Raw genomic sequence first — 4909 nt, forward strand, 5'->3', positions numbered from 1 at the left:
AGTCGACTGAGAAGGTTATATCTATGTGCTACCGAAGTTGGACTAAGCTGACCAATTAAATAATCAAATTGGTATTAGAACTTGAAGCGTGTCGTGAACATGAGCTGCTCACCGTAGAAGTCGTTAATACGAGCTTCTGCGCCAATAGCAAAGAGTTCTGTAGCGTGAAAGCGTACATAAAAAGAACCGATCCAATCGTCGTTATCGTCGATAGATACATAACCACCTTTACCACCAATCTCCAGTTGCGGACCAAGCCATTGGCGGATACCAATGTTGATCTCCATACCAAAGTCCGTAGAGCTTGAGTTCTCAGGTTGAACGATACGCGCGAGCATTTCACCGGTTAGATCCGCCCAGTTGTTGACAGGAGCATGGAAGCCTAAACCAACGCCAGAGTCGTAATCGCCTTCAAATTCGGAATCGATACGCGCAACAAAGTGAGCATTCGGGTGAATTGACTTACTGAGCGCGCCACCAAATGTCATTGGGCTGGCACCGATGCGTGCTTCAAAGTAATCGTAGCTGAAGTTGCTCATGACTTGTGGTTTCTCTTCAGCAGCAAATACATAGCTAGAAGCCAGTAGCAGTGAAGTAGTAAGTAGTATTTTACGCATAACGACAGTAAACCTTTATTTGTGTTGATTCCTTTGGTTTGAGAAAAATCAGGCAAACCATAAATATTGAGACAGTTTAATCTAACTTACGGAAAAGTAATGCATAAAAGTGCTCATCATTTGTCATTTAGCCAAAAAATGAGCGATTTAGACACGGCTTTGCAACTGAGATCTCATGTTTTTGTGCGATTCAACCCAATTTAAGGGGTAAACATCGAATTTTAGTAGTAGCTTATTCACGGTTGACGGTTATTCACCTAAATGAATTCGTGTATCAGCGACTGACTTGAGTATACGTTCGGTATCTAATATGGCAGTCCAGTTGAGCAGTTGTTTGTCGTTGGCGATGACAAAATCAGTAAGCTGATGAGTAATGGTGTCTCTTAGTTGATCGCCTTGCCAAGGTTTTGATATATAGAAATCAAGCGCAGCGTTATTAATGGCTGTAATGGTATCTTCGAGCCCAGCTTGTCCTGTGAGCAGCAGTTTCCGTGTTGGCTTAGTCGATTCGTGTTGGTTGAGTTCAATCAGAAAGTCGATCCCTGTTTTTTCCGGCATGATGTGGTCACATAAGATTAAGGCGAGCTTAATGTCATCTTTACTGACCTCTTTGATCACTTGCTTAGCTTCATCTACTGACTCTGCCCCCTCAACCATAAAGTTTTCTTCAAACGTTGCTAGGTCTTGAAGGATACTATTGAGTACTTCAGGTTCATCATCGACACATAAAATGAGATATTTATTCATGAGGTGCTCCTTGCTGCTTGAATGGCAGCCACACTTGCATGTCAGTATGGCTACCAACTTCGGACTCAACCAAAATAAACCCTTGATGGGCCCAAACGATTTGTTGAGAAATGGATAACCCAACCCCTAGGCCAAAGTTACCCTCTTTTTTGGTGGTGAAATTTGGATTGAAAATGGAGTTGATGTTCTCGTTAGCGATACCGTGGCCTGTATCTGAAATTTGCACCATAAGAAATGTGTCGTCACCTTTCGTCTGCTGTGAGGTGGTGATCGATATTGTGCCCCGCTCAGAAAGGGCATCAAGCGCATTGCACAGAAGGTTAGTCCACACCTGCTGCAGCGCGAGCGGCTGGCATAACAAAGGCGGTAAGTCAGTATTATAGTGCTTTACGAGTTGATGATGTTTAAGCCTGCTTTCAAAGATCACTAACGTATCTTCAATTCCTTCATGGATATCTGCGTAGTGCTGAGCTTCTTCGTCTTTGCGGGTATAGCTTTTTAGGCTTTTGACCATGTCGGCAATACGCTTACTGCACACTTGAATTGAACGTATAGAATTTCCAACACAGTGGTAATGTTCGAGATCATTAAGCAGCTCTCTGGCAGCGTCTGGTGAATGCTTCAATATTTCTAATATCGCAGCGTCATGGTTTAGGTTGAGTTTCACTGCTTTTTTGGCTAAAACGCGATTATCAATGGCCGAAGAGAGCTGCTTTACAATCTGTCTTTCTTGAGCCGTTGAACGTGGTTTCGCTAATTTTGAATGCGTCAGCACCACACTGCCTTTACTCGGTTCTGGTAGTGGCGGGTTTTCGAGTATCTGATCAAGATGCTCAGAGAGGGTGTCAATGCTTCTCAATATTGCTGCAATAGGATTGTTTAATTCATGCGCGACACCGGCAACGAGCTGACCTAGGATTGCCATCTTCTCTTTCTCTATCAATTGCAAATGTGCGGATTCGAGATACTCTAACGTCTGCTGCAATTTGATTTTATTGGTGATGCTTCTTTGTAATCGCCGGTTAAAGTGACGCAGTAATAGGTTGGTAAATAGCGCAAGCAGAGTATTGTTGGAGTGCATGACTTGCTCAAAACTCTCTTTGTCTAGTTTGATCACCCGAGTCTTGGTCAATGTTATTGCAGTAGAGAAAGAGGGTTCTCCGGTAACAAAAGACATACCACCGACAATGTTTCCTTTTGAGTGGCGTACGACTTCTCGCTGTTGCCCCCGTTCATCTTTTTTATAAAGTGCGATTTCACCGTCAATGATCAACCATAAAAAGCGATTTTCTTCGCCTTCTACCGTGAGTAGGTGCTCCGGTGAGTAGGCGCGCATCGCCTTAGTGCTGTCATCTTCAGAAAACACCGCTTGCAAGCCATTGACGACATTTTCAGCAAGGGTGGTATCAGAAAGCTGATGGTAGTCATGAATGAAACCAGATTGAAACGATTGAATTTTGTTCTCGATGTGGGCTTTGATTATACGTTGTTGATCCAACGTACCGCTGTACGATAAAAGGTTGTCAGCGCCGCTCTGGACAATAAAGGATGTCAGCTCTTTTTGTGCCGCCTTGAAGAGAGCTTGGTCTTGTAGCGGATTGGTGAGGCAATGGTTGAGCTTACCTTCATTGAGTGCGGTTAGCATGGCTTGAATGTCTGACGAAGCGCTGACTAAGATAGTTCTAGTGCTATTACAATGAGGTAGCCGCTCAAGTTCAATGAGAAAGGGTACGCCACTGAATTCAAAATGATGGTAAGTGATCACCAAGGCAACAGACTGCTGATTGCTTTGGATACCTTTTAATGCGAGATGCGCATCAATGAGGCTCTCGGCAGTATAGATATCGAATACCGTAGACAGCGGTGCTAAATCTGAGCGTACTTTCTCAATGTTAAGCGGATTATTGTCCAAGCAGATGATAGCGTATTGATTCACGATTCAACCTTAGTAGCGGTAACACTTCTAGCGTAGCAATAACCACCAAGTAGAGATGAGAGCCAGCCTTTATTTTGCTTAGGGAAATAAAGTATCGAGCAATAGGCTGATTTAACTCAATGTTTCTTGTTGGCTATTGATGGGTTAGACTAAAAAAAACAGACGAGTGTAGAAAGAGAATTCATGGAACAGTTAAGAAAAATTGGTGCAATTGGTGGAGCAATATCATTGGCACTTTGTTGGCCGCTCGCGGTTGGGCAAATTGGACAAAATGCGATTACTGATGGCGTTGCAAAGCTTAATAATTCAAGCCTTCAGGCTGAGATTGTGGAATACGATAGGGGTTACCTCTCTTCTAACGTACGAACTCGCTTAACTGTTACGGATGAAAACTTAAAAGAGCAATTAGCGATTGATGGGTTGCCGAGTGAGTTCATTATTAATAGTGCGGTAAGCCACGGTTTAGTGAGCCTGAATGCGCTGTCAACGCTTGAAAATACCGATATTCTGCCTCTTACCTTGACCACTAGCACAGAATTAAACGGCAATACGGATTTCGACTTTGAATTAAGCCAGTTTAACCATCAAGGGGCTGATGAAAGTGGCACCTCTATCTCTATCACTCAGTCTTCGCTTTCTGGCCATGCGACCGTATTAGGGCAGGTTGATTACACGTTGTCGATCCCTTCTGTTCAAATTGATTTTGAAACTGGTGAAGAGGTGACTTTCTCTAATTTAACTGGCGTTGGCTCAGGCCAGCAGGCGAAAGGTTACTGGCTCGGAACACAAAACTTTACTATTGATAGCTTTTTGGTTTCAGACTCGGCAATGCAGCCATTCATGACTATCGAAAACTCAAAGTATCATTTTGAGTCACATCTTGATGAAGTGACTAAGCGTCTGCGTAGCAATCTTAAACTGGATATCGCAAACATTGAGAGTAGCGATGGTCAAATCAATAACCTGAATGTCGACTTTGAGATGGCGAAAGTCGATAGTCAGTCATTTGAGAAAATTTTTGAGATCTATCAATTGAATCCGGAGTTGTCTCAAGCGGATATCACCGAGATCATTCCTTTTATTGATACGCTGTTTGCCAAGGGGTTCGACCTGTCGATGAACAATATGTCGCTAGATTTAGGCAAAGGTCAATTCGAATCTAAATGGTTGGTGAGCGTACCAGAAGGCACTGAAAATATCAGTAGCAACCTTGCCATGCTGGTTCCCTCGCTCACAGGTAATATTTACTCTAGCTTCTCAAATGAACTGGTTGAAGAATACCCCTTTATTCGTGAAGGTATCGATGAATTGCTCGTGATGGAAATGATCAAGGAAACGGCGAGTGGTTACGAAATCAGTGCTGATTTAGAAAATGGAAATTTAGTGTTTGAAAATGGACAAGAAATTCCATTCATTGCCCTGCTTATGCCTGTGTTTATGCAATAAAGTGAGCCGGACTCAATAGTGATAGGGTGATCGAGCGGGTTAAGCTCAACATTTTGTAGCATACGAATTAAAAGAAGTCTTAAGACCTAATGCCGATCAGTTAAGACAATAATCGGCAGATCAGTTGAATGATCCTACCAACATGTAAAAATCCGATAGACCC

At 43.0% G+C, this 4909-nt stretch carries 4 protein-coding genes; 1 reads left to right on the top strand and 3 read right to left on the bottom strand.

The features are described from left to right. Positions 1 to 74 precede the first annotated feature (74 nt). From Q1A70_RS18875 to Q1A70_RS18885, 3 genes are all read right to left on the bottom strand, one after another. A complete protein-coding gene (locus Q1A70_RS18875) occupies positions 75 to 617 on the bottom strand; it encodes a hypothetical protein (protein ID WP_299695362.1) in 543 nt (180 codons plus the stop codon). Positions 618 to 866: 249 nt separating this feature from the next. After that, positions 867 to 1364 carry a response regulator gene (locus Q1A70_RS18880; RefSeq protein WP_299695359.1) on the bottom strand — a complete coding sequence of 166 codons (498 nt, stop codon included), beginning with the start codon at positions 1362 to 1364 and terminating at the stop codon, positions 867 to 869. Beyond that, positions 1357 to 3300 (bottom strand): ATP-binding protein, encoded by a 1944-nt coding sequence (locus tag Q1A70_RS18885; RefSeq protein WP_299695356.1) that lies wholly within the window; start codon positions 3298 to 3300, stop codon positions 1357 to 1359. The genes Q1A70_RS18880 and Q1A70_RS18885 overlap by 8 nt, the downstream gene beginning before the upstream one ends. A 183-nt stretch (positions 3301 to 3483) precedes the next feature. On the opposite strand from Q1A70_RS18885, the gene Q1A70_RS18890 reads away from it, so the two are divergent. Further along, entirely contained in the window at positions 3484 to 4746 is a 1263-nt protein-coding gene (locus Q1A70_RS18890) for a DUF945 family protein (protein WP_299695353.1), read from the top strand. Positions 4747 to 4909 lie beyond the last annotated feature (163 nt).

Origin of the sequence: uncultured Vibrio sp. (assembly GCF_947488985.1) — a bacterium.
In the GTDB taxonomy this organism is placed as follows: domain Bacteria; phylum Pseudomonadota; class Gammaproteobacteria; order Enterobacterales; family Vibrionaceae; genus Vibrio.